At 70.7% G+C, this 23,651-nt stretch carries 23 protein-coding genes; 15 read left to right on the forward strand and 8 right to left on the reverse strand.

Annotated elements, in window-relative coordinates:
- Positions 1-14 precede the first annotated feature (14 nt).
- The 3 genes from prfA (at position 15) to HNR51_RS22365 (ending at position 3,816) form a co-directional block, all read left to right on the forward strand.
- Positions 15-1,100, forward strand: coding sequence for a peptide chain release factor 1 (gene prfA, locus HNR51_RS22355; RefSeq protein ID WP_012452828.1), 1,086 nt, complete (start codon positions 15-17; stop codon positions 1,098-1,100).
- 37 nt (positions 1,101-1,137) lie between these two features.
- Positions 1,138-2,028 (forward strand): peptide chain release factor N(5)-glutamine methyltransferase, encoded by an 891-nt coding sequence (gene prmC, locus HNR51_RS22360; protein ID WP_182556398.1) that lies wholly within the window; start codon positions 1,138-1,140, stop codon positions 2,026-2,028.
- A 543-nt stretch (positions 2,029-2,571) separates the two neighbouring features.
- Positions 2,572-3,816, forward strand: a complete 1,245-nt coding sequence (locus HNR51_RS22365) for a DUF4167 domain-containing protein (protein ID WP_182556399.1) — start codon at positions 2,572-2,574, stop codon at positions 3,814-3,816.
- Between the two features lie 138 nt (positions 3,817-3,954).
- On the opposite strand, the gene HNR51_RS22370 is transcribed toward HNR51_RS22365, so the two are convergent.
- Genes HNR51_RS22370 through HNR51_RS22380 form a run of 3 tightly spaced genes read right to left on the reverse strand, consistent with a single transcriptional unit; the run spans position 3,955 to position 9,081 of the window.
- Entirely contained in the window at positions 3,955-5,748 is a 1,794-nt protein-coding gene (locus tag HNR51_RS22370; RefSeq protein ID WP_182556400.1) for a hypothetical protein, read from the reverse strand.
- Between the two features lie 14 nt (positions 5,749-5,762).
- Positions 5,763-7,661, reverse strand: a complete 1,899-nt coding sequence (gene flgK, locus HNR51_RS22375; RefSeq protein WP_182556401.1) for a flagellar hook-associated protein FlgK — start codon at positions 7,659-7,661, stop codon at positions 5,763-5,765.
- A gap of 37 nt (positions 7,662-7,698) precedes the next feature.
- Positions 7,699-9,081 carry a flagellar hook protein FlgE gene (locus HNR51_RS22380; protein ID WP_182556402.1) on the reverse strand — a complete coding sequence of 461 codons (1,383 nt, stop codon included), beginning with the start codon at positions 9,079-9,081 and terminating at the stop codon, positions 7,699-7,701.
- Between the two features lie 245 nt (positions 9,082-9,326).
- Between HNR51_RS22380 and HNR51_RS22385 the strand changes: the two genes are divergently transcribed.
- The 3 genes from HNR51_RS22385 (at position 9,327) to HNR51_RS22395 (ending at position 12,475) form a co-directional block, all read left to right on the forward strand.
- On the forward strand, positions 9,327-9,794 hold the full coding sequence (locus HNR51_RS22385) for a BLUF domain-containing protein (protein WP_012452822.1): 468 nt from the start codon (positions 9,327-9,329) through the stop codon (positions 9,792-9,794).
- Positions 9,795-9,854: 60 nt separating this feature from the next.
- Positions 9,855-10,307: a response regulator gene (locus tag HNR51_RS22390; RefSeq protein WP_012452821.1), complete on the forward strand. Its 453-nt coding sequence runs from the start codon at positions 9,855-9,857 to the stop codon at positions 10,305-10,307.
- Positions 10,308-10,417: 110 nt separating this feature from the next.
- The gene (locus HNR51_RS22395) at positions 10,418-12,475 is read left to right on the forward strand and encodes a putative bifunctional diguanylate cyclase/phosphodiesterase (protein WP_182556403.1); all 2,058 of its coding nucleotides are present in this window, start codon (positions 10,418-10,420) and stop codon (positions 12,473-12,475) included.
- Positions 12,476-12,512: 37 nt separating this feature from the next.
- Here the strand turns inward: HNR51_RS22395 and dusA are convergent, their stop codons facing one another.
- On the reverse strand, positions 12,513-13,547 hold the full coding sequence (gene dusA, locus HNR51_RS22400; RefSeq protein ID WP_182556404.1) for a tRNA dihydrouridine(20/20a) synthase DusA: 1,035 nt from the start codon (positions 13,545-13,547) through the stop codon (positions 12,513-12,515).
- Between the two features lie 238 nt (positions 13,548-13,785).
- Between dusA and HNR51_RS22405 the strand changes: the two genes are divergently transcribed.
- Complete coding sequence (locus HNR51_RS22405) at positions 13,786-14,076, forward strand: hypothetical protein (RefSeq protein WP_182556405.1); 291 nt, start codon at positions 13,786-13,788, stop codon at positions 14,074-14,076.
- A gap of 147 nt (positions 14,077-14,223) precedes the next feature.
- Here the strand turns inward: HNR51_RS22405 and HNR51_RS22410 are convergent, their stop codons facing one another.
- Both HNR51_RS22410 and HNR51_RS22415 read right to left on the reverse strand, forming a co-directional pair.
- The gene (locus HNR51_RS22410) at positions 14,224-14,376 is read right to left on the reverse strand and encodes a hypothetical protein (RefSeq protein WP_182556406.1); all 153 of its coding nucleotides are present in this window, start codon (positions 14,374-14,376) and stop codon (positions 14,224-14,226) included.
- Positions 14,377-14,496: 120 nt separating this feature from the next.
- Positions 14,497-15,150, reverse strand: a complete 654-nt coding sequence (locus HNR51_RS22415; RefSeq protein WP_182556407.1) for an urease accessory protein UreE — start codon at positions 15,148-15,150, stop codon at positions 14,497-14,499.
- A 231-nt stretch (positions 15,151-15,381) separates the two neighbouring features.
- Between HNR51_RS22415 and HNR51_RS22420 the strand changes: the two genes are divergently transcribed.
- From HNR51_RS22420 to HNR51_RS22440, 5 genes are all read left to right on the forward strand, one after another.
- On the forward strand, positions 15,382-15,651 hold the full coding sequence (locus HNR51_RS22420; RefSeq protein WP_012252649.1) for a YMGG-like glycine zipper-containing protein: 270 nt from the start codon (positions 15,382-15,384) through the stop codon (positions 15,649-15,651).
- A 214-nt stretch (positions 15,652-15,865) separates the two neighbouring features.
- Positions 15,866-16,591 (forward strand): TerB family tellurite resistance protein, encoded by a 726-nt coding sequence (locus tag HNR51_RS22425; RefSeq protein WP_012452814.1) that lies wholly within the window; start codon positions 15,866-15,868, stop codon positions 16,589-16,591.
- Positions 16,588-17,340 (forward strand): N-acetylmuramoyl-L-alanine amidase, encoded by a 753-nt coding sequence (locus HNR51_RS22430; RefSeq protein ID WP_012452813.1) that lies wholly within the window; start codon positions 16,588-16,590, stop codon positions 17,338-17,340. Before HNR51_RS22425 ends, HNR51_RS22430 begins: the two co-directional genes overlap by 4 nt.
- A gap of 92 nt (positions 17,341-17,432) precedes the next feature.
- On the forward strand, positions 17,433-19,010 hold the full coding sequence (locus HNR51_RS22435) for a cation:proton antiporter (RefSeq protein ID WP_182556408.1): 1,578 nt from the start codon (positions 17,433-17,435) through the stop codon (positions 19,008-19,010).
- Between the two features lie 670 nt (positions 19,011-19,680).
- Positions 19,681-19,836 (forward strand): hypothetical protein, encoded by a 156-nt coding sequence (locus tag HNR51_RS22440; protein ID WP_165608582.1) that lies wholly within the window; start codon positions 19,681-19,683, stop codon positions 19,834-19,836.
- Positions 19,837-19,942: 106 nt separating this feature from the next.
- Here HNR51_RS22440 and gshB read toward each other — a convergent pair whose 3' ends face one another.
- Positions 19,943-20,905 carry a glutathione synthase gene (gene gshB / locus HNR51_RS22445; RefSeq protein ID WP_182556409.1) on the reverse strand — a complete coding sequence of 321 codons (963 nt, stop codon included), beginning with the start codon at positions 20,903-20,905 and terminating at the stop codon, positions 19,943-19,945.
- A 222-nt stretch (positions 20,906-21,127) separates the two neighbouring features.
- Positions 21,128-21,436 (reverse strand): hypothetical protein, encoded by a 309-nt coding sequence (locus HNR51_RS22450; RefSeq protein WP_141950472.1) that lies wholly within the window; start codon positions 21,434-21,436, stop codon positions 21,128-21,130.
- 459 nt (positions 21,437-21,895) lie between these two features.
- On the opposite strand from HNR51_RS22450, the gene HNR51_RS22455 reads away from it, so the two are divergent.
- From HNR51_RS22455 to rnhA, 3 genes are read left to right on the forward strand one after another with little or no spacing between them, the layout of a single operon-like run.
- Positions 21,896-22,129 carry a hypothetical protein gene (locus tag HNR51_RS22455; RefSeq protein ID WP_152275960.1) on the forward strand — a complete coding sequence of 78 codons (234 nt, stop codon included), beginning with the start codon at positions 21,896-21,898 and terminating at the stop codon, positions 22,127-22,129.
- Positions 22,129-22,923: a hypothetical protein gene (locus HNR51_RS22460; protein ID WP_210280197.1), complete on the forward strand. Its 795-nt coding sequence runs from the start codon at positions 22,129-22,131 to the stop codon at positions 22,921-22,923. The genes HNR51_RS22455 and HNR51_RS22460 overlap by 1 nt, the downstream gene beginning before the upstream one ends.
- 47 nt (positions 22,924-22,970) lie before the next feature.
- Positions 22,971-23,648: a ribonuclease HI gene (rnhA, locus tag HNR51_RS22465; protein WP_182556411.1), complete on the forward strand. Its 678-nt coding sequence runs from the start codon at positions 22,971-22,973 to the stop codon at positions 23,646-23,648.
- Positions 23,649-23,651 lie beyond the last annotated feature (3 nt).

A 23,651-nucleotide genomic window follows, 5' to 3' on the forward strand; every position in this document is an offset into this window, starting at 1 on the left:
GTATTGTCAGGGCGATGACCCCCATTCCTTCCGATCGCCTCGACGCCATCTTGGCTCGGCACGAGTTCGTCACGGCGCAGCTCGCCGACGGCTCCGCCGACGCCGAGAGCATCGTGCAGCTCTCCCGCGAACTGTCCGAACTCGACGGCGTGGTGGCGGCGATCCGTCATTACCGGGCGGCCGAGGCCAACCTCGCCGGCATCCGTGCGCTGATCGACGAGCCCGGCGGCGATCCCGAGATGCGGGCGCTCGCTGCCGAGGAGAAGCCGGAGGCCGAGGAGGCGCTGGAGCAGGCCCACCGCGCCCTGCAACTGATGCTGCTGCCCAAGGACGCGGCCGACGAGAAGAGCGCGATCCTCGAAATCCGCGCCGGCACCGGCGGCGACGAGGCCGCCCTGTTCGCGGGCGACCTGTTCCGGATGTACGCCAAGTATGCCGAGTCGAAGGGCTGGCGCGTCGAGGTGATCTCGGAGAGCGAGGGCACCGTCGGCGGCTATCGCGAGGTCGTCGCCGAGGTGAAGGGCCGCTCCGTGTTCTCGCGGCTCAAGTTCGAGAGCGGCGCCCACCGCGTCCAGCGCGTGCCCGACACCGAGACGCAGGGCCGCATCCACACCTCCGCCGCCACGGTGGCGGTGCTGCCGGAGGCGGAGGAGGTCGACATCGCCATCAACGAGGCCGATCTGAAGATCGACACCATGCGGGCTCAAGGAGCCGGCGGCCAGCACGTCAACAAGACGGAATCGGCGATCCGCATCACCCACATGCCGACCGGCGTGGTGGTGTTCGTCCAGGAGGAGCGCTCGCAGCACAAGAACCGCGCCCGCGCCATGGCCCTGCTGCGCTCGAAGCTGTTCGATGCCGAGCGCACCGCCAAGGATTCAGCCCGGGCCGCCGACCGCAAGGCGCAGGTCGGCTCCGGCGACCGCTCGGAGCGCATCCGCACCTACAACTTCCCGCAGGGGCGCGTCACCGATCACCGCATCAACCTGACCCTCTACAAGCTGGAAGAGGTCATGGCAGGGCCGGCGCTGGACGAAGTCATCGATGCGCTGGTGACCGAGCATCAGGCCGAGTTGCTGGCGGCCGAGGGGATGGCGTGAGGGCAGGGCCCGCCTTCTTCGGCGCGCCCCGACCGGCATGACCGTCGATCTGGCCCCGGCGCTGTCCCGTGAAGCCGCTCTGCGCCGGCTCGTGGGAACCTTCGAGGCGGCCGGGCTCCCGGATGCGCGCTCGGATGCCCGCTTCCTCACCCTGCACATCCTGGCGCTCACCCCCCTCGACCTGAGCCTGCGCGGGCGCGAACCCCTCGGCGCGGCCGGGGCGGAGGCGCTCGGACGGGCGGCTGCGCGCCGGCTTGCGGGCGAGCCGGTGGCGCGGATCCTCGGGGCGTGGGAGTTCTGGGGGCTGCCCTTCGCATTGTCGCCCGACACGCTGGTGCCGCGGCCCGATACGGAGAGTGTGGTCGAGGCGGCGCTCGGCCTGTTTCCCGAGCGCGAGCGGAAGCTGCGTCTGATCGATCTCGGCACCGGCTCCGGCTGCATTCTGGTGGCCCTGCTGCACGAGCGCCCGCGCGCCTACGGCATCGGCCTCGACCGGGCCCAGGGCGCCCTCGCGGTCGCCCGGAACAATGCGGCGGCGAACGGCGTCGCGGATCGCGCCTCTTTCCTGTGCGGCTCCTGGCTCGATGCGCTCTCCGGCCCGTTCGACCTGATCGTCTCGAACCCGCCCTACATCGCTGCCCCGGTCATCGCGACGCTCGAGCCGGAGGTGCGCCTGCACGACCCGCGCGCCGCCCTCAACGGCGGGGATGACGGGCTCGACGCCTACCGGGCGATTCTCGCGGGTCTCGCGCGGCGGCCGGGCCTGCTCTCGGCGCAGGGCGCGCTCGTCCTCGAGATCGGCTACGATCAGGGGCCGGCGCTGACCGGCCTCGCCCAAGCGATGGGTTTCGCGGATGTGCGTGTCGGCCGGGATCTCGCCGGCAACGACCGGGTCGTCACGCTTCGGCCATCCTTGGCGGGCAGGTGACGCTCCGAGGGGCGGATTCAGAGTTGGATACGGTGCCGATGATCGCCGAATCCGCACAATTCCGGCATAAGCCGTCTTAGCCCCGAAAAAATGCTTGTTGTCGAGGGCGTCAGTCACTAGCTTAGACATGCAGACCGCCAACGGCCCGTTGAGCGTCTCTCACGAATCTCCTGCTGCGCCGTCCGGCCAAAGGGAGTTCCCGAGATCCGGGAGTTTTGTGAGGCACTCTTTAAGACGGTATCGGCAGGATCGGTTTTGACCGTGTCCTCCGGCTTCGGACGGTCTTCCCACCATCGAGCGGACGCGCTCCGGCAGTCGCGGCCAGGCTCGGTGGGATCGAACCTGACAGTCGAGGGATGTCTCGCGGCGCGCCGAACGGAGCGCAGCCACCGGACGAGCGGCAAACATCGCGGGATGTGCGTGCTCGGGCGCCGCGCGCCCGGACCGTCTCGTCCGCGAGCAAGGCTCCGGCGCTGTCAGTCACGCTGAGCGACAGGTAACGAGGGTCAATCGAGGCCGATGAGACCAAACCAGAATCGACGGATGCGGGGTCGCAATCGGCCCAAGGGTCCGAATCCGCTGACGCGCTCCTACGAGTCGAACGGTCCCGACGTCAAAATCCGCGGCACCGCCCAGCACATCGCCGACAAATACGCGCAGCTCGCCCGCGACGCGCTCGCGAGCGGCGATCCGATCGCTGCGGAGAACTACTTCCAGCACGGCGAGCATTATTTCCGCATCATCACCGGCGCCCAGGAGCCGGGCCGTCCGCAGGCCAGCCAGGGCTATGCCCGCAACGGCTTCGACGAGGACGAGGAGGGCGACGACGAGGCCGTGCAGGGCCAGGGCGGCGAGGGCGGTCGCCAGGGCTTCGGCTACGGCAGCGACGAGTACGGCGACCCGGCCCAGCAGCCGCAGCCGTTCGAGCGCCACGACTTCGACGGACGGAACCAGGGCCGCGACCGCAACGAGCGCGGGGACCGCAACGACCGAGGCCAGCGCTTCCAGGGCCGCGACCGGAACGACCGCAACGAGCGCGGGGACCGCAACGACCGAGGCCAGCGCTTCGAGGGCAACCGGCAGGACTACAACCGCGGTGAGCCGCGGCAGGACTTCCGGCAGGATCGCCAGGATCGACCTGAGCGTCAGGATCGGCCCGAGCGTCAGGACCGCCAGGACTATTCCCGCCAGGATGGCAACCGGCCCGATTACCGTCAGGACCGGCGCCAGGATTACCGCCAGGATTTCGGGCAGTCGCCTCAGGAAGGCCGTGAGAACCCGCGCGACAACCGTCGCGAGGCCGGCCGTTTCGAGAATGGCCGCGCCGACCTCCCCGAGACGCCGCGCCAAGAGCCGCGTGAGTCCCGCCAAGAACCGCGGCAGGAGCCGCGTCAGGAAGCCCGCCCGATCGAGCCGCGCCAAGATCCGCGGCAGGAGCCGCGCCAGGACAGCCGCTCCGAGGCGGCCCCGCGCGCGGAGGGACCGGTGCGTCCCGACAGCCCGGCGCCGCGGCGCGGACGCAGCCGTGCGAGCGAGGCCAGCCGCGCCGCTGCGGCCGAGCCCGCCGATCCGTCGGCGCTGCCCGCCTTCCTGATGACGGCGACCCGCAATCCCACCCCGGCACCGGCTCCGGCCGAGGCCCCGCGCGAGGCGGCCCCCGCCGCCGCCGAATTGCCCGCGGCGGAGGATGCCCCCGCGCCCAAGCCCCGGCGCCGCCGGACCCGCTACAAGGGTGCAGAGGATGAGGCCGCTCCCGAGAAGGCCGATACGCCCGACGCGGCCGAGTAAGCCGAACCGAACATGATGAAAGCGGCCCGAGGGATCCTCGGGCCGCTTTCGTTTGGAGCCTTCGCGGGGAGGGCGTCCCCGATCCGGCACGCCGTGAGTTCTGGTGTCGAACCGGCGCCCGCCGCGGCGGAGAACGCGCTAGCGGAGATAGTTGACGAGGCTCATCTCGGAGAGGATCGAGGTGACCTTGTAGCTTGCCTGCAACTGCGTCTGCAGGCTGAGAAGCTTGGCCGCCACCTCCTCGGTCGAGACCGTATCGACTCCGTCGAGGGAATCCTGCAGCGTCGCCTTGGTGGTGTTGGCCACCGACTTCGCGTTGGCCATGCTGCTCGCCGCCAGCCCAAAATCGGTCCCGAGCTGCTCCAGGCTCTGTTGGCCCTCGCTCGCGGTGAGCAGGCTGGCCGCCCGGCCGGAGACCGCCTCGAACCGCGCCGTATCCACCGTTCCGCTCCCGGTGGTGAAGCTCTCGGCCGCTACCGCGGCGAGACCGGCCAGCGTCCGGCGGATCGCCTCCTCGTTGGCCTGGGCGCCGATCGCCACCGTCCGGCTGGCACCGGCCTGCACGGTTGCGCTCGCCCGCGGATCGGACGCGGTGTCGCCCTTGTACCAGATCACGGTCTTGGCGCTCGCGGCCTCGGCGTAGCCATTGCCGTCCGCCGCGACGCGGCGCGGGCTCAGGCCGGCCGCGGGCGAGCCCTCGAAGAAGTTGAGCGAAGCGCGGGCGGTCGAACTCGCCGAGAGTTCGGTGTTGGCCGCGCTCGTCAGGGCGCTCTGAAGCGTCCGCGACAGGTTTGCGGTGGTTTCCTCCGGCGTCGCGCCGATGGCGAAGGTCGTCGCGGAGGTGGGATCGGCCGAGGCGGCGGCGGTCAGGGTGATCGTCTTGGTCGTGCCGTCGTGCAGGCCGAGCTTGAGCGTGATCGTGTCGCCCGCTGCCGGGTTGTTGCCGACCGTGAAGCTGGCCGAAGCCGGCTGGCCGCCGGTGAAGGCCGCCGCGATGCCGGGTGGATTGGCGCTCTGCACACTGGCGATGTCGGCGCCGCCGAGCGCCCGCCCGAGGTTCGCTGCGGTCTCCTCCCGGGTCGCCCCGATGGAAAAGGCGCCCGCCGCGTTCCCGGCCTCTCCCGCACGGGCCGTCAGGTCGAGGGTCTTCTGGCTTCCGTCGGCGAGCTGCACCACGACCCGCACTTGGCTGCCCTCGGCGGGCTGCTCGGCGAAGCTCAGGGACACATCCGGCTTTGCCCCGGCGGCGACGCTCGCACCGAGCGCGCCGCTGCCCGAACTCGACGCGGCCATCAGGGTGAAGCCGAAATTGGCCCGGGCCTCGGCGCTGGAATCCTCCCACAGGCCGATACTCCGGGTGCCGATGCCCTGGGTGAGGCGTCCATTGCCCAGGGGACCGAGATCGGCCGCCTTCTGCTCGGCGATCAGGGTCCTGAGCCCGTCGAGCCCCTCTGCCGGAACGCCGTTCAGGATGGCGTCCTGAGAGACGACCGGCTCCGTGTCCGTCGCCCGGCCGGAGAAGACGTAGACCCCGCCCGCCTGCTGGTTCAGGGCATCGACCGCCGCCGAGAGGTTGTTGGCGGCGAGCTGCACGGTGGTCGCCGGCAGCGCCTCGTTGCGGGAGGCGACGATCCCGGTGAGGTTGGAGCGGGTGCTGTCGGAGAGCGACTTGAGCTGGGTGAGGCTGGCGCTCGTGAGCTTCACCCGGGTCTCGGCCGAGGTGATCGCCGCGAGGTAGCCGTCCTGGGCGCTGATCGCCGCGTGTGCGCTGAGGCTGGTGGTGCGCCCCACGCCCAGGCCGCCATAGGTCTCGGCGGTGCGCCCCGTCGAGAGCTGCCGGGCCAGCCCGTCGAGCTGGCTCTTCATGCTGACGAGGCTCGCCGACTGGCGGTCGAAGCGGTAGGTGCCGGCGGCGAAGCTGGTGATGGTCATCGGCGGCTCCGCACCTAGATCCTGAGGAGGGTGTCGATCATGTCGCGGGCGGCCGTCAGCACGCGGGCATTGGCCGCGTAGGCCTGCTGCAGGGCGATCAGGTTCGACATCTCTTGGTCGATGTTGACGCCGGAGGCGGAGGCGAAGCGGCCCTGCGCCGTCGAGAGGGCGATGCCCTGTCCTTCGTCGAGATCCTGCGCCGCCGCCGCCGCGGCGCCCTGCACCGAGATGACGCCCTGGACGAAATCGGCGACGCTCGACCGGGTCGGGGCGTTGATGCCGCTGATGCCGCTCGACGAGGAGAACAGGCGCTGGGTGCCGGTCAGGGCGGTGAAGAGCGCCTGCGGCCGGGCTCCGTCGCCGATGCCGCTGGTCGTGCCCGTCCCGGTGATGCCGACGAGGCTTCCGGCGCTGCCGACCACCGTCGGGTTCACGGCGATGCGCTGGGCGAAGCCGGTCAGCTGAGAGCCGCCGTCGAAGGAGCCGGTGAAGAGCGTGGCCGAGGCGCCGTCGACGAAGAGCGGGATCTGCGTGGCCGAGCCCTTGATGTCGGCGGCCGAGGTGACCTGCGTCACGCTGGCGCTCGCGGCCACCAGCGCGGCACCGCCGGACGAGAGGATCCGAACCGCGCCGGCCTCGCCGCCCGGTACCCCGGATACCGTGTAGCCGCCGCCCAGGGCGGCGGTGATCGCGCCGCGGATCTCGTCCGCGGTGCGGGGCGGGACCGCATCCGGCCGCCGGATGGTGAAGGGGATCACCGTGGCGTTCGCATCGTCGGTGGCGCCGGCGGGGATCGCGGGAGGCGGCGTCTGGTAGGACGGCACCAGGATGAGGTTGCGCTGCGTGCCGCTCCCGTCCTGCACCGTCAGGGTGATCGCGTTGCCGGCCGAGAGACCGGTCAGGTCGATATCGAAGCCGCCTTTGGTGCCGTCGGTGGGAACGGTGCCGGTGGCGACCCGGTCGGACATCGCCCGCGACAGGCCGGCGGCGAGGTCGTCGAGCTGCCGCTGGGCCTGCGGCAGCACCGTGTCGCGCAGTTCGACCGCGGCGGCGATCGAGCCGGAACGGATCGCTCCGGAGGCGAGCAGGTCGATCTTGCCGCCGCCGGGCGTCGTCGCGACGATCGTGCCGACGCCGCTCTGCGACGGGTCGTTTGAATAGAGCGCGTTGGCCGAGAGCGTGCCGCGGGCATCGAAGCTGAGCGAGGCGGCATTGGAGCGGTCGAGCAGGGTGACGCCGGAGCCGGTCAGCACGCTGACGCTGCCGTCGCTCTGGGTGACGGCGTTGATGTCGATGAGGCCCGACAGGCTCGTGAGCGCCTGGTCGCGCTGATCTTCCAGATCGGGGCGGCTCGGGTCGTCGGCCGAGGTCGCGACGATGCGGGTGTTGAGCTTGGCCAGTTGCGCCAGCAGGTTGCTCGCTTGGTCGGTGTCGGCGGCGAGCTGCGATTCGAGCCCGGAGCGCAGGGCCTGGACCCCGTTGGCGGCGCTGCCGATGCGCGTGGCGAGGTCGCTGGCCGAGCTGAGCACCGTGGCCCGGGCCGCCGTCGAGGTCGGGTTGGCGGCCAGCGTCTGAAGCGAGAGCGTGAAGCTGTTGAACACGCCGTCGAGCGCCGAGCTGTCGCCGGGCCGTCCGTAGAGCGTGTCGAGCTGCGTACGGGTCTGGGCCATCAGCCCGGTATAGGCCGCGCCCGAGGTCTCGGAGCGGAGCTGCTTGAGCGCCGCGGCGTCGAGCGCCCGCCCGATCGTGCCCGTGGCGACGCCCGCATTCCCCACGCCCGCGGCGACCGGCGAGAGCGTGCGCCGGACATAGCCCGCCGTGCCGACATTGGCGATGTTCTGCGAGACGACCCCGATCTGGGCCTGGGTGACCCGCAGGCCGGCGGTGGCCGTGCTGAACGCGTCGAGGGCCAAGGCGACTCTCCTCCCGTCTTCTCTCCCTCAGGGAACGTCAGCGGATGACGTTCAACAGGTCGGAGATCATCGTCTGCGCCGTCGACATCACCCGGGTGTTGGCGGAATAGGCCTGTTGGGTAACGATCATCTTTGAAAATTCCGCAGCAATGTCGGTATTCGACTGCTCGACGTTGGCCCCGACCACGGTCGAGTCCTTGAGCCCGTTGATCGCCTCGCCCGAGGCCACGGTCTGCTCGTAGTTGCCGAGGGAATCCGGCTTCAGCCCGTCCGGGTTGACGAACTGCGCCACCTCGACCCGGGCCAGTCCGATCACCGAGCCGTTGGAATACTTGCCGCTGATGAGGCCGTTATCGCCGACCTCGACCGAGTTCAGCGAGCCGGAGGCGTAGCCGTTCTGCTTGAGGTCGTTGGTCGTCACCGTGCCGGAGGCGGCGGCGTACTGCGTCAGGCCGCCGGAAAGATCGAGGGTGACCTGCCCGACATTGACGCCGTCGACGGTCAGGTTGTTGATCGGGACCGTCTTTCCCGTCGGAGCCGTCATCTGCCCGCTGGCGCTGAAGGCGAAGGCCTGCCCGATATTGGTCCAGCTCGTCTGGTTGCCGGTGACGCTGGTCTTGTCGGCGGTGAACAGGTTCCAGGTGTCGCTCGTGCCGGTCGCCGTGTCGGCGGCGGCCACCTTGGCCCACCGGCTCTGGACGCTCACGGGGGCGCCGGAGGCAGTGTAGACGGTCAGCGCCGGGCCGGCGATGCTGTTGTCGATGAAGCTCTGCGCGTTGGCCTCGGAGACGGTGCCCGTCGTCGCGCCATTGGCCGGCGTCACCCGCGGGTCGGTGCCGTCGCTGAAGGCGGAGAGCAGACCGTCGGTCGAGGCGGCGTTGGTCGTGGCGGGGGATTTGGGTAGGTTGGCCGAGTAGGTGATCGTCGTGGTCGGCTTGGCCGGGATAATCGCGTTGGAGATCTTGATCGGCCCCGTGCCGGTGGTCTGGCCGGTCACCGGGTCGAGGCTCGCGCCGACGAGGTAGGCGCCCGCGCCGTTGACGAGGTAGCCGTCCTTGTCCGGGGCGAAGTCGCCGCGGCGGGTGAAGAGGTTGGCGTTGGAGAAGCTCTCGGCGCCGCCCGCATCGGTGGTCTTCTTGCGCACGACGAAGAAGCCCTGGCCGTCGAGCGCCATGTTGGTCGAGACGCCGGTCGAGACCTTGTTGCCCTGGACCGAGTTGGTCAGTTCCGAGAAGGCCGCGACCGAGCCCGCGGTCTGGCTCCGGGCGTCGCCGTCGACCAGCATGTCGACGAAGCTCGTGTCGATCCGCTTGTAGCCGGTCGTCTGCGAGTTCGCGATGTTGCCGGAGATGTTGCTCAGCGAGAAGGACTGCGCCTTCAGGCCCGAGACCGCGGTCTGAAGCGCGGAAAAGACGTCCATGGCGTTCGCTCGCTCCGCAAGTCCGTTCGAAGTCCGCCCGAGGCGGTGGATCCGAAGAGCCGGGCGCAATCCGCGTGCCAGAGCCAAGTCGCTGAAATCATTGAGGTGGGCCCGGCCGGACCCGGCAAATTCGGACGGGCGGGCGTGCGCCGGGCGGCAGGTTCTGCCGGGTGGGATCGTGTTTACGGCCCGTTATCGCGATGCCCGCTAGGGTGGATGCCGAGTTTTCGCGTCGGACGGGATTCATGAAGAACAAGAGGACGAGCCTCGTCCACCTGATCTACTTCTCGCGCCTGACCCTGTCGAACGAGCCGGCCCTGCGCGCCAAGCAGATCGGCGACATCACGCGCCAGGCGCAGAAGAAGAACGAGTTCGCCGTGATCACGAGCTTCCTGATCATCGACCAGAACTTCGCGATCCAGGTCATCGAGGGCGAGCGCCAGTCCGTCAACGAGACCTTCCAGCGGGTGGCCGCGGACTCGCGGCACCGCGACGTCCAGATCGTCGAGTGGCGCGAGATTGCCAAGCGCGAGTTCGTCACCTCGTTCACGACCGTGAGCCGCACGGCCGCCAACGAGCCGCACTTCGCCAAATCGGGACTGCTGCCGATGCTGCAGCGGGGCACGCCCAAGGGCAGCGCGATCCACGGGCTGGCCGTCACCCTCCAAGCCGAATCGATGGCCAAGCAGGGCATCGACCATCTGTTCGTTTGAGCGGGCGGGCACCCTTAAGCCCGCCCTCCCGAGAACTGTTGAGATATCACCTCGGACGCCATGAGCGACACGCTTCCCATCCTCATCGTCGATGACCAGCCCAAGCTCCTGCGGCTGATCATCGAGCTGATGACCCGCCTCGGCTTCCCCGACGTCGAGGGCGTGTCGGACGCCACCGAGGCCCTCGGCCGCATGCGGGAGCGCCGCTACGCCCTCGTCATCTCCGATCTCGCCATGGAGCCGATGGACGGGCTCCAGCTCCTGCGGGAGATCCGGGCCGACGACAGCCTGATGAACACGCCCTTCATCCTCACCGAGACCTCGTTCGACTTCGAGGACATCAACCACGCCCATGTCGCGGGCGCCGACGCCTTCATCCTCAAGCCGTTCGACATCAACCTCCTGAAGACCAAGCTGAAGCAGGTGCTCAACCGCAAGCCCCGCCGCCGCGAGGCCCCCCTGCCGGCCGAATCGACCCTGAGCCAAGAGTTTCCGCTGCTCGGGAAGTTCTGACCCGGGCTGGGCTCGCCCTGCAGAAAACGACCTGTAGTTGGTTTCCCGTCAGGCACTCTTAACCGGAAGCGGGCATTCTCCCCGGGAAAGAGAAGAAGGTCGGGTCACCGATGCAGGGGAAGGCCGAACGTCAGGGAACCGCGGACCGCCGGCCGGCTTCGCGGGGCGGGGAGGGTGATCGGGAGACGCTGCGGGGATCGGTGGGTCGCGACGTGCGGCGCGCGGGGCTGGCGGTGTGCCTGATCGTCGCTGCATCCGCCGCCGTCGCGCTGGGGGCCGTCTTCCTGTCCATGCCGGGCCTGGGGGCCGCGACCGTCCTCGCCGCCGCCACGGCCCTTGTCCTCGTCTCCCTCGCACTGCTCCGGCTCGCCCGCCGCCTCGACGGAGCGATGCGGGCCGCCGAAGACTCCGCCGCGATGTGCGCCGAAACGACGGCCCTGACGGTCGCGGCCGACATCGCGGTCCTGAAGCGCAGCGAGGCAGTGCTGAGCGAGCGCATCGCCCGGCTGAACGCGGCGCTCGATACCCTGTCCCTGGGCTTTCTGCTCTACGACCGCGATCACCGGCTGCTGGTGGTCAACCGCCGCTATCACGAGATCTACCGCCTGCCTTCGGGCGCCGTGACGCCCGGCATGTCGGCGCGGGAGGTGCTGCGCCGGAACGTCCAGGCCGGAAGCGAGGCGGAGCGGAGCGAGGCCGAGCAGCTCGCCGAGATCGGCGCGCTGATGGGGTCCGGCGCCGCGCCGGCCCAGATCCAGCATCTCCCCGACGGCCGCGTCGTCGCCGTCGAGATCCAGCCGATCGACGGCGGCGGCTTCGTGGCGATCTACGAGGAGGCGACCGAACGCTGGAATGCCGAGGCCCGCATCGCCCACATGGCCCGGCACGACGCCGTGACCGACCTGCCCAACCGCGTGCTGCTGCGCGAACGGATCGAGGGGGCGATCACCCAGGCCCGGCGCGAGACCGGCTTCGCCATGCTCTGTCTCGACCTCGACAACTTCAAGCAGGTGAACGACACCCTCGGCCACGCCGTCGGCGACGAGTTGCTCAGGGCGGTGGCCCACCGGCTCAGGGCCTGTGTGCGCGAGGTCGACACCGTCGCCCGGCTCGGCGGCGACGAGTTCGCGATCATCCAGGCCGCGGTCACGACGCCGGCCGATGCCGCGACCCTGGCCCAGCGCATCCTCGACGTGGTGAGCGCCCCCTACGCGCTCACCCACCATTCCGTCATCGTCGGCGTCAGCATCGGCATCGCGCTCGCGCCCGGCGACGGGCTGGAGGCCGAGCGCCTGATGCAATGCGCCGACGTCGCCCTGTACCGCGCCAAGGGCGACGGGCGCGGCGTGTTCCGGTTCTTCGAGGCGGAGATGGATGCCCGGCTCCAGGCCCGGCGCTCCCTCGAACTCGACCTGCGCGCCGCCTTCGAGGCGGAGGCGTTCGACCTGCACTACCAGCCGATCTACGACCTCTCGGCGGAGCGCATCTGCGGCTTCGAGGCGTTGCTGCGCTGGACCCATCCGACCCGCGGCCGGGTCTCGCCCGCCGAGTTCGTGCCGCTCGCCGAGGAGATCGGCCTCATCGTGCCGCTGGGCGAGTGGGTGCTGCGCCGCGCCTGCCGCGAGGCCGCCGGCTGGCCCGAGGGCCTCAAGGTCGCGGTCAACGTCTCGGCGGCGCAGTTCACCTCGAGCGCGCTGATCGGGACGGTGAAGGCGGCCCTGGCCGAGAGCGGCCTGCCCGCCCGCCGCCTCGAACTGGAGATCACCGAGAGCGTGCTGCTCGTCAACGGCAGCGCCACGGTCGCGATCCTGCACGGGCTGCGCAACCTGGGCACGCGCATCGCCATGGACGATTTCGGCACCGGCTATTCCAGCCTGAGCTACCTGCGCAGCTTCCCCTTCGACAAGATGAAGGTCGATCAGTCCTTCACCCGTGACCTGACGGTGGAGCAGGGCTCCGGCTTCATCGTGCGGGCGGTGGTCAGCCTCGCCTCCAGCCTCGGCATGACGACGACGGCGGAAGGCGTCGAGACGCCGGAACAGCTCGCCTGGCTGCGCGAGGAGGGCTGCGACGAGGTGCAGGGCTACCTGTTCAGCCCGCCCGTGCCGGCCTGTGCGCTGCCGGCCCTGCTCGAAACCTGGAACGGGCGGACGCGCCGCGCCGCGTGACGCGGCGTCACGTCTTGAGACGCGCCGCGGGGCGGTCTCAGGCCGCCTCGGAATCCGGCGCTCGGACCGGCGCACGCTCCCGCGACACCTTCGCCACCGCCTCGCGCAGGGTCGCGAGATCCGCCTCCGCCGCCATGCCGGCAGTGGCCAGATGCCGGCGATAGGCCCGTGCCCCCGGACGTCCGTTGAACAGGCCGAGCATGTGCCGGGTATAGGCGTGAAGCCGCAGGCCCCGTTCGAGCCCCGCCGCGACCACGGGCTCGAACGCCTCGACCGCGGCGAAGGCGTCGGCGGCGGGCGCGGCCTCGCCGAACAGTTCGGGATCGACGTCGAGCAGCAGCGCCGGCTCGGTATAGGCGGCGCGCCCGATCATCACCCCGTCGACCTCGATGAGCCGGGCCTTCGCCGCGGCGATGTCGGCGATCCCGCCATTGACCGCGATCGGCAGGTCGGGGCGGACTTGCTTCAGCCGGGCGACGCGGCCGTAATCGAGGGGCGGAACGTCCCGGTTCTCCCGCGGCGAGAGGCCCTTGAGCCACGCCTTGCGGGCATGGACGATGAGCCCGTCGACCCCCGCCGCGACCACGGCGCCGGCCACAGCGTCGAGGGCTTCCTCGATATCCTGATCATCGACGCCCAGGCGGCACTTGACGGTCACCGGCACGGCGACGGCGGCCTTCATCGCCGCCACGCACTCGCCGACCAAGCCCGGCTCGCGCATCAGGCAGGCCCCGAAGCGCCCCTCCTGCACCCGGTCCGAGGGACAGCCGACATTGAGGTTGATCTCGGCATAGCCGTAATCGGCCGCGATCCGCGCCGCCGCGGCGAGATCGTGCGGGTTCGAGCCGCCGAGCTGCACCGCGACCGGCTGCTCGCCGGCATCGAAGCCGAGCAGCCGCTCCCGGTCCCCGTGCAGCACCGCACCGGTCGTGACCATCTCCGTATAGAGCCGGGCACGGCGCGAGAGGGCGCGGTGGAACGTGCGACACTGCCGGTCGGTCCAATCCATCATCGGCGCCACGGAGAAGCGCCATCCGCTCAGAGCGTTCAGTTTTTCAGCCGGCGTCGACACGTGCGCCCTGTCTACAATTCGATGCCGACCCGCGACCGGCGGTGGAGACCGATGCGCGGGAGGTGGCCGGTCGGCCGCGCGCGAGCGGGGGCCATTCCTCTGGAAGGATGGACGCGATGGCCTCCGATACCACGCATCGGCCGGCCTCAAAAGGCACTCTCCCGACGGGAGGGGCCGGCGGCTTCCGGCGCCCGGCCTCCGAAGAGAGGATCGGTCAGGCCGGTCCCGAAGCGCGCCGGTGCACCCGCTCGTCGGCGGCGATCACGGCATCGACCGCGCGTTCGGCGAGGGCGCGGGCGACGTCATGGGGCAGCCGGCCGTTGAGCGGCAGCTGTCTGTCGGTGAGCGTCTGCTGAGCGATGACGGCCGCGGCGGCTCTGATCCGGTCTTCGCGGCTTGCCTGAGCCTGCTGCACATCATCCTCCCGATGCGAGGGTATTCCGATCGCGATCCCGGCAGCGTGTCACGGCTCGTCGGGCCATGGAAGCAGGATCGGCGATCGAGGTCGCTGAAGAGGGGCGATGTCTAGGCGACATCCGGCTCGGGTGCCAGCCCGATCGCCGGGCGGGATCGGTGCGCCCCTGCATCACCGTGGGACCGCGGCGGGCTCGCCGTACCCGGCCTCGACAAAGGCGCGGCGAAACTCCGCCGATCGACGGTGCGTTGCGGCGGCCGGCTAGGACGCGGGCGGTGTGCGCTCGCCGTGGAGCCGGAGGAAGGCCTCTGCGAAGGCTTCGGCGTCTTCCTTGCTCAGGCCGGTGATGACGAGGCCCTGGGCGGTCACCGCCCAGAGGCCGTCGTCGTTCTGAACGACGTTGATGGCAGCCACGGCGTTCTCCCGGATGGGGACTGCGGGATCAACCAGCCCGCGCCGCTCCCTGTTCCGGGCGGGGCCGGACGGGCCCTGTGCCCGCGCCGCTCCTCCGATCTGCGACGGCGTCCGGGCCGCTTAATGCTCGTGGCGATGATCGTGCCCGCAGCCGCAGCCGCCATGGGCATGGTCGTGCCCGTGATCGTGTCCGTGATCGTGTGCGTGGCTATGCCCATGGCTGTGCCCTTGGTCATGGCTATGGTCGTGCTTGTGCTCATGCGCGTGTTCATGCGCGTGCTCATGGCCGTGACCGGCTTCGGCCTGGGTGTCGTGGCCGTGATGATGGTGGTCATGGCCGCACTGGCTGTGATCGTGGGCCGCCTTCTCCGGCTTGAACGGGCGGTTCACGGCGGTGGCGGTGCAGCCGGCGCCGCGCACCAGTTCGGCCGCGCGCGCCGGCACGTAGAGGACGTCCGCCCCGACTTCGGCGGGCACGTGCTCGCCGCCGAGCTGCCAGGCGAGGCGCAGCAGGCGGGCGGGGTTGCCGGCGCGCACTTCCAACAGCGCCTCCTCCGCGGCGCGCACGCCGACGAGGCGCCCGTCCTCGAGCTTCAGCGCATCGCCGTCCTCCAGGCCGGCGGCGCGGTCCAGGGCGAGATCGACGGCCAGTCCGCCCGCCGTGGTGAGGTGCGCGTGCGCCCGTCCCCGGGCGACATGGTCGAGGGTCACCGTATCGACGACGAGATCGGGCCGGACGGCGGCCTTGCGGACGATCAGGCTGGCTTTGGGCATGGTGGTCCTCGGTCCATGGGCCCGTCGGCTACGGGCCGAAACCGGGCGATTTTGCAACAGGCGCGCCCTCAGATGGCAGGCACAGGGCGAAAAGTCATGCTCGGATGCAACCCGCCCCAATCTTGGCCGTTTCATGTGCCGACGATGGCAGCCGGTGACAAACCAAGGCCAAACGGTGCCCCGCGCCGGCAGAAGGCCCGATCGCCGATGCACAAGGGAGTTCGGACCACCATGAAGAGACTCATTGCCGCCGCCCTCGCGGGCAGCCTCGCGCTCTCGCTCGGTGCCTGCAATACGCCTCAGGATCGCGCCCTGGGCGGCGCCGCTCTCGGCGCGGGCCTCGGTGCGGCGGTCGGCGGCCTCGCCACGGGCCGCGCGGGCGGCGCCCTGGCCGGTGCGGCCATCGGCGGCGCGGGCGGTGCCATCGCCGGCGCCGCGACGGCGCCGCGCTGCCCCTACGGCACCTTCCGCGACGAGTACGGCAACGTCTACTGCCGCTGATCGCGACACCATGGCTGCGGAAAGGGCCGGGGCGGTGAGCCCCGGCCCTTTCCTTTTGAGGTCGGTTAAAGCACCGGGCTTGCGCCGCGATACGCTTTGCGGCGTTAAGCCGTGAGCGACGCTCCCGCCCAATGACCTCGGAACCGCCCTTGCCTGCGCCTCTACCCGCACTGGATCTCGTCCGCCTCCGCCCCCTCGCCGCGGGCGGTGCCCGATGAGCACCGGCCTGTGGGGTAAGATCGGCGGGGCCGGGATCGGCGTGCTGGTCGGCGGACCGATCGGGGCGCTGGTCGGCGGGGTCGCCGGGCACTTCCTCGTCGATCGCCAGGGCGCGCCCTTCGGGCCGACGCCGCGGGACGTGGTGTTCACGACGGGGCTGGTGGCGCTCGCGGCCAAGATGGCGAAGTCCGACGGCGTCGTGACCGAGTCCGAGGTCCGGGCCTTCGAGCGCGTGGTGCAGGTCGAGCCCGAGGCGCGGGCGGGCGTGCAGCGCCTGTTCGATCTCGCCAAGGCGACGACCGACGGCTTCGAGGCCTATGCCGGGCAGCTCGCCACGACCTTCGGCGAGGAGCCGGCGCTGCTCGAGGACGTGCTCGACGGCCTGTTCCACATCGCCACCGCCGACGGGGCCATTCACGAGGGCGAGGAGCGCTACCTGCGCGCGGTGGCCGGGATCTTCGGCCTCGACGAGGCGGGCTTCCGCCGGATCGCCGCCCGGCATGTGCGGCTCGCCGACGATCCCTACCTCGTGCTCGGCCTCGACGCCTCGACCGATGCGGCCGCCCTCAAGGCGCAGTACCGCCGCTTGGTGGCCGAGAACCACCCCGACCGGGCGCTGGCCCGCGGCCTGCCGCCGGAGGCGGTGGCGATCGCCACGCGCCGGCTCGCCGCCATCAACGCCGCCTGGGATCGGATCGCCGCCGAGCGGGGTCTGACGTGAGCTTTTCCCCGGACAGCTCTCTGGTGCGGGACGTCGTCGCCTCGCCCAACCGCGGGGCGCGCGTCGGGGACAGCCTCGACATGCTGATCCTGCACTACACCGGCATGCCGACGGCGCAGGGCGCGCTGGAGCGCCTGTGCGATCCCTCCGCCGAGGTTTCGGCGCACTACTTCGTGTTCGAGGACGGGCGCGTCGTACAGATGGTGCCGGAGGCCGACCGGGCCTGGCATGCCGGGGCGGCGGCCTGGGCGGGGACGCGCGACATCAACTCGCGATCCATCGGCATCGAGATCGCCCATCCCGGCCATGCCGGCGGGCTTCCGCCCTATCCGGAGGTGCAGATCGCGGCGGTCACGCGGCTGGCCCGCGACATCGTCGTCCGTCGGGCGATCCCGGCCCCCCGCGTGCTCGCCCATTCCGACGTGGCCCCCGCCCGCAAGGAGGATCCGGGCGAGAACTTTCCCTGGGAACGCTTGGCGCAGGAGGGGGTCGGGCACTGGGTGCCGCCGGCGCCGGTGCGCGACGGGCGCTTCCTCGCCATGGGCGAGACCGGCCAGCCTGTCGAGGCCCTGCAGGCCATGCTCGCCCTCTACGGCTACGCGCAGCCGGTCACCGGCCAGTTCGACGCGGCGACGGGCGCGGTCGTCACCGCCTTCCAGCGCCATTTCCGGCCGGCGCGCATCGACGGCGTCGCCGATTCCTCGACGATCACGACCCTGCGCGACCTCATCGCCGCCCAGCCGGTCTGAACGCTGCCGGGAAAGTTCGGAAAGATTTTCGGCCGCCCGGCGTTTCGTCGCCACCGTCATCGGCGGAGGCGCGTCGGACCCCGTTTCCCTTCATGTTCGTGTTTCACTGGATCGTCGGCGTCCTGGTCGGCGCGGTTCTTCTCGCCGCGCTGGCGCGGCGCCTGCGCGCGCCGTACCCCGCCTTCCTGGCGCTGGGGGGCGTCGGCCTTGCCTTCCTGCCCGGCATGCCGAGCCTCAGCCTCGATCCGGAACTGGCGCTCGCCCTGTTCCTCGCGCCCGTGCTGATGGATGCGGGCTACAGCACCTCGCTGCGCGACCTCGTGCGCAATGCCCGCCCCATCGCCGGTCTCGCCGTCGGGGCGGTGGCGGCGACCACGGCGGCGGTCGCCGCGGTTGCCCTGTGGCTGGTGCCGGACATGCCGCTCGCCGCCGCCATCGTGCTCGGCGCCGTCGTCGCCCCGCCCGACGCCGTGGCGGCGCTCTCGGTGCTCGGCCACGTCTCCCTGCCGCACCGCCTCGCCACGATCCTGCGGGGCGAGAGCCTCCTGAACGACGCCGCCTCGCTGCTGATCTACCGCCTCGGCGTGGCCGCGGCGGTGACCGGCCATTTCTCCGTCTCCGAGGTAGCGCCGGCCTTCGCGATCGGCGTCGTCGGCAGCCTCGTGGCGGGGCCGCTCGCCGCGCTCGTCTACTTGCGGATCCTGCGCCGGGTCGAGGAGCCGGTGAGCGTCATCGTGCTTCAGTTCGCTGCCGCCTTCGGCCTGTGGATCGCCGCCGAGGCGATGGAGCTGTCCGGCGTGCTGACCGTGGTGAGCTTCGCCATCACCGTGGCCCGCCGCGCCCCCGGCCAGACCTCGCCGCGCCTGCGGGTGATCTCGAACGCGGTCTGGGAGACGGCGATCTTCGTCCTCAACGTCCTCGCCTTCGTGCTCATCGGCGAGCAGATCGGCCCGATCCTTTCTCGGATGACGCCCGAGCAGGAATTCGCCTACGCCTCCGTCGCCGGGGCGGTGGTCGTAACCGTGATCCTCGTCCGCATCGCCTGGGTCCTGCCGGCCAGCGCCGTCCGCCGCGTCGGCTTCGGCAGCGGCTCCGTCCATCCCGACGATCTGCGCCCGACCCGCGACCTCGGCCTCGGTGCGGGTTTCGCCGTCTCGTGGTCGGGGATGCGCGGCCTCGTCACCATCGCCACGGCCCTCGCCCTGCCCGAGGGCGGCCCCGAGGGCCGCGAATTCCCCTATCGCGACTTGATCGTGCTCACCGCCTTCTGCGTCGTGATCGGTACATTGGTGGTGCAGGGGCTGACCCTGCGCCCGATCCTGGCGCGTCTCGGGCTGGAGGACAGCGATCCGGTCGGGCACGAGGTCGGCCGGGCGCGGGCCGAGGCCTACGGAGCCGCCGTCGATGCCCTGAAGGGCGACGAGTCGGAGGCGGCGGACGCCCTGCGCCGGGAGTTCCACGCCGCCCTGGCTCAAGCCGAGGCGCATGAGGAGGGCCTTGCGCCGGAAGGCCTGCCGACCGACGAGCCCCGCCGCCGCGCGATCCACGCCGCCCGCGACCGCCTCCTCGCCCTGCGCCGGAACGGCCGGATCGGCGACGACGCCTACTTCGTTCTGGAGCAGGAACTCGACTGGGCCGAGCTCAACGCGACGCCGCGGGCCGAGGCGTAAATCGTCGGCGGTCGGGACGCCGCAGTTCCGGTTTTCCGGTCGCGCTGGGGCGGCGATACAAGTATCTCGATCGTGATCTCAGATCATCGGTGTGGGATCGACGGGATGAAGAACCCTCTCGGCTGCTTCTAGACGAATGCAACTTGTAATTATCATGCCTCTGATACTGAGCTGCGGATGGGCGGCAAATTTCATGAAAATTCGTATTCGGGGCTTCGATGCCGAAACCAATTTCCGGCGGTCATCGTTTGTGTCTGATCAGATTTCTGGACAGGGCGGATGTGCATGATCGGTAAATTCAACTGCAGATTACTCGGAAATCCCCTGCGCATGCGTTAAGGGCCGGGCCGTCGGTGCGTCCGGGACTGACGGCGACTGTCATGAGTGCGCCGGACAGGACCGTGCCGGCATTGGCCGCGCCTCGGCGTGCCGTCCGCGGCGCACCCGCGCTATTCCCCATTGTCCCGCCGTCCTCCGCGGACGCGGCGGCCAGGTCTCGTCCGATGCCAAGTTTGATGCCAAGCCCGATTGTGAGTCCGGTACCCCGATCGATGCCCGCGCCGTCGCGCCCTGGTCGGCAACGTTTCGTGTGCCCGGTAACCGCCCGGTCCGGCCGGCCGGGCCCCATGCGCCGTCGGCCGTCTGCCATTTCGCTGGGATGCTCGTGCTGATGGTCGCGAGCACCGTCTGCCTCGTCGCAGGGGTCGGGCTGGCGGCCCAGGCGCCGCGTTTCGGTGCGCGCGCGGCGCTCGCCGAGACCTTCGCGGGAGGGCTGCTGATCGCCGGCCTCGTCCTGATCGGGCTCGGGCTTCCAGTCTTCCGCTAGAACGTTCTCCGCCGAAGTGGTCACCGGTTCGGCGCAGGAGTGCGCGTCAGAACAGAAGCTCAGAGCCGCGGCGGCCCGCTCGGACGAGGCGGTGTCGGGCGACCGGTCAGGCCCCGGCGCTGCGACGGGCCGAAAGCCGCGCCTCGATCGCGTCCCAGACCGACACCGCGAGATCGGGGCCGCCGAGCCGCTTGATGGTACGGATGCCGGTGGGGGAGGTGACGTTGATCTCGGTGAGGTGCCCGTCGATCACGTCGATGCCGACGAGGATCAGGCCGCGCCGCCGCAGCTCCGGCCCGATCGTGGCGCAGATCTCGCGCTCCCGCTCGGTCAGCTCCGAGGCGCCCGCCGCGCCCCCGCGGACCATGTTGGAGCGGATGTCGCCCTTGGCGGGCACGCGGTTGATTGCGCCCATCGGCTCGCCGTCCACAAGGATGATGCGCTTGTCGCCCTCGGTGATCTTTTCGAGGAAGCGCTGCACCACCCATTGCTCGCGGAAGGTGGCGGAGAACAGGTCGAACATCGAGCCGAAATTCGGATCCTCCTCCGAGACCCGGAACACCGCCGCGCCGCCATGCCCGTGCAGCGGCTTCATCGCGATCGTGCCGTGCTCCTTGCGGAACGCCTCGATCTCGGCGCGGTCGCGGGAGATCAGGGTCGGCGGCATCAGTTCGGGGAAGTCGAGGACGAACAACTTCTCCGGCGCGTTCCGGACCTCGGCCGGATCGTTGACCACGAGGGTACGCCCGGCCACCTTTTCCAGCATGTGCGTGGCCGTGACATAGGCCATGTCGAAGGGCGGATCCTGGCGCATGAGCACCACGTCGACCTGCGCGAGGTCGATCCGCTCCGGGCCCCCGAGGTTCGCATGGGCGCCCTCGACATCCTGGACCGTCACCGGCTGGGCATAGGCGGTCACCAGCCGGCCCTGCATCGAGAGCCGGTCCGGCGTGTAGGTGTAGAGGCTGTGGCCCCGGGCCTGTGCCTCCAGCATCAGGCCGAAGGTGGTGTCGCCCGCGATACGGATCGACTGGATCGGGTCCATCTGGACCGCGACGGTCAACGCCATGCTCGTCCCCGGATTGCTGCACGGTCTGCCGAAACAGCGGGCTCGCCGCGAGCCCGCGCCGGTCGATCCTGTGGTTCGTGCCCCGTCCCAAAAGCCGGCACGCGCCGTGTCGGGACAGGCTCCTCGAGCCGTGTCCGGCCTGACCGCGTCAGGCCGGCAGCTCTAGGTCGGCGTTGTGACGCGCATTTCGACGAACCGGTGACCCCTTCGTCGAAATGCGCCCTAGCGCTGGCCGCGGGACTGCGAACTGCCGCCGGTGCGCCGGTCGTAGTCGCTGATCGCGGCCTTGCACTCCGGCGAGAGGCGAGGGCGGTTGCGGGTCATGCAGGCATCGGCATCCGGGCTGTTCGGATCGACGCCGGCGCAGAGCCGGAAATAGTCGTTGGCACAGCCGAGCTGGAGCCCCTGGTCGTCGCGCTGGGCCTGGGCCGGGCTCGCCGCCGCCACCGCGAGCAGGGCGAGGGGAACCAGTTTCAGGGCCGGGGACCTGCCGCGCACCAGGCTGCCAAATCGTGAGAAGTCCGGACGCATCCTGCCTTGTCCTTCGCTCGATCGAAGATGAGTTGGCCCCGCATATCGGGCATCGCCCCTCGTTAGCAAGCGCAGCACGCCGTCGTTGCGTCGGCATCGCGGCGCCCGGCCTGGGCTTCGGCAAGCCCGGAAACAGGGCTCTCAAAGAACGGCCCCGCAGCGGGCTCGCGCGGGGCCGGAGTCAAGGGAGGAAACGCCCGCCATGGGCAGGACGGGCATTGCAAGGACTGTGCCGGTGGCGTGACAGGTGGTGAGGAAGGCAGCGCATCGGCCCACCCACGGCCCGGATGCCGCGTGCGTTGAAACACTCCGTTAACCACGTCGTGCTGAGCTTTTCCCGAGATCGCCCGGCCGGGGCGGGCCCGTCCCGCTCACGAGGAGCGCCCATTCCGCTGCCGGTCCCTTCCGGGGCGTGGCGGGGTGGAAGCCGGCCGCCACACACATCGACGGGACTGGTTCATGCCTCCTTCAAAGACGTCCTCGCTTCTTCTCTCGTCGGCTCCGACGGCGCCGGCCCACCGGGACCGCACCCCGACGGGCTCCGTCGTCCCCTTCGCGCCCGCGACGACCCGCCGCTTCCGCCGCGAGGCGGACGACGCACCGCGGGGTCAGATCCTGCTGTTCACCGGCGTGCGCTATGAGAGGATGCCGGACGCGGAGGCGCTGCCGGTTCCGCGCCGCCGCCGCTCGTGATGGCCCCCGGCGCCCGCGCACTCGGCCCGCTTCTGCTGCTGCTGGGCGCCTGCGCACAGGAGGGGGATTTCGGACGCCCGGCCCCGAGCGCCTGGAACAGCCTGATCGAGACCACCGGGACGCTGGCGGCCCGCGAGCGCGGCGCACCGGCCTCGGTCTTTCCGCTCACCGACGACGAGACCATCCTGCGGGATCGTGCGTGGCGGTTCTTGATGCCCGCCGACACCCGTTCCGCCTTCGAGGATGCGCTCGCCAACCTGACCCGCGCCCGCGTCCTGCCGCCACGCTGGCGAACCGACGACATCCCCGCCTATCACAACGATTTGATCTCCGAAGCGTTTCGTTCTCCCTACTCGCGCTACCGCAGGTTGTCGGACGACGCGGTCGCCGACGGCCGGCTGATCCCGCCCTTCGCAGCCATTGCCGAGCGCGTCTTCGCCGCGGACGGGGTTCGCCTGCGTGCCCTGCCGTTCTCCAAGAGCCTCGACGACGGGGACGTGAAGCAGGCGGCGATGCGGGTCGCGGAGAACCGCTGCATCGTGGCCTGGACGCGGCTCGAAACGGCCCTGCGCATCGCCCGCTACCGCTACGCGCTCGAACATTTCCTGATCGAGATGCCCGGCCGCGAGGCGGCTCCGGCCGAGCAGGCGATCACCTTCCTCGAAGGGCGCCGGGCGCTGCTCGATCCGCTGCTGCCGCCGGACGCCGCGGCCCGCTGCGGGCTCATCGAGCCTCCGGCGCAGGCGGTGCTGGCCGCGCCGGTGGTGGCGCAGCCCGTGGTGGCCAAGTATTAGCCTCGCTTCGAAGTCGGCAGGCACAGGGCCCGGAGCGAACAGGACCGATGCGAACCATCGTCTACGCGGATGGCGGCTGCGACCCCAATCCTGGCCCCGGCGGCTGGGGCGTGGTGATCCAGGATCCCGCCGGCACCGTCGAACTGCATGGCGGCGACCGCGCCACCACCAACAACCGCATGGAATTGACCGCGGCGATCCGCGCCCTGGAGCATTTCCCGGAAGGCGCCTCCATCGAGATGCGCTGCGACAGCCAGTACGTGGTGAAGTCGGTCACCGAGTGGATGCGCGGCTGGAAGGCGCGGGGGTGGCGCACCGCCACGGGGCCGGTGAAGAACATCGACCTGATGCAGCGCCTCGACGCGCTGGCCGCAGCCCGTGACGTGCGCTGGACCTGGGTGCGCGGCCATGCCGGCGAGGCCGGCAACGAGCGCGCCGACCGTCTCGCGGCGCTGGGCCGGCGGGAGGCTCTGAGTGGAACGACGTCGGGGGAGGCGACGCTCCCGCCGGCCGATCCCGTGCCGGAGCCGCCTGTGCCATCGCCTGCGCACACTAAGACCGTGCAGGTGGCGCTGAGCGCGGATCTGGCCAACGCCCTGTCGCGGGCGGCGGGCCGGGCCGGGATCACGCCCCAGGCCTATCTCGAGGACGCGGTGCGGCTGGCGCTGGAACTCAAGCCCCCGGGCGTCGCCCGGGTGCGGGCCGAGTTGCAGAAGGCCTCCTGAGCC

This window comes from Methylorubrum thiocyanatum, assembly GCA_014138645.1.
In the GTDB taxonomy this organism is placed as follows: Bacteria; Pseudomonadota; Alphaproteobacteria; order Rhizobiales; family Beijerinckiaceae; genus Methylobacterium; species Methylobacterium thiocyanatum.